Source organism: Proteus sp. fly-1067, from assembly GCF_040139345.1.
GTDB lineage: Bacteria > Pseudomonadota > Gammaproteobacteria > Enterobacterales > Enterobacteriaceae > Proteus > Proteus vulgaris_B.
In genome coordinates, this window is sequence record NZ_JBEEUL010000155.1 from 1 (window position 1) to 607 (window position 607).

A 607-nucleotide genomic window follows, 5' to 3' on the forward strand; every position below is an offset into this window, starting at 1 on the left:
GCATAACGCATGACAGCAGCGATACGTTGCTGTAAACGCGCCGCTATTTCATAAATCTCTTTACTTTCTGCTGCACGGATAGGGATCAGTAGATCAGGTGTTTTGAGGGTAGTGATATCACGTAGACCAATGTATGGGAATACATGCGACTCCAAACTCTTTAAAACCTTTTCACTGTGTGATTCAGACCATTTTTTATTGCTGGCATGCCATTGTCTTGCGATGGTTTCAAAAGAGAGATTAGCATCAGAAGCTGTTTTAGCCACACGTTTTTGCTCACAGGGATCAATGCCATCAGCAATCAGTTTTCTGGCTTCATCGCGTTTAAGCCTTGCTTCAGATAAAGGCACATCAGGGTATAAACCCAAGGCTAAGGTTTTCTCTTTACCTAAGTGGCGATAGCGTAATCGCCAGTATTTAGAACCATTGGTGTGAATCAATAAGTGCAGACCTGCATCATCGGTTAATTTATAGGATTTCACATCGGGTTTAGCCGCCCGAATTTTAGCGTCAGTCAGTGCCATAGTGAGCTTCCTGAGAGATAAAGCGGGTACAAAATTCTATCGAACTAGTGTATACCCGCAATTGTACCCGCACAATAGGGTTG

The 607-nt window shown here is 43.3% G+C and carries 1 protein-coding gene; it reads right to left on the minus strand.

The window, feature by feature from the left end; genetic code table 11:
* Positions 1-524, minus strand: a 524-nt coding sequence (locus tag ABN217_RS19720) for a tyrosine-type recombinase/integrase (protein ID WP_349459926.1), incomplete at its 3' end; no start/stop codon positions are given.
* Positions 525-607 lie beyond the last annotated feature (83 nt).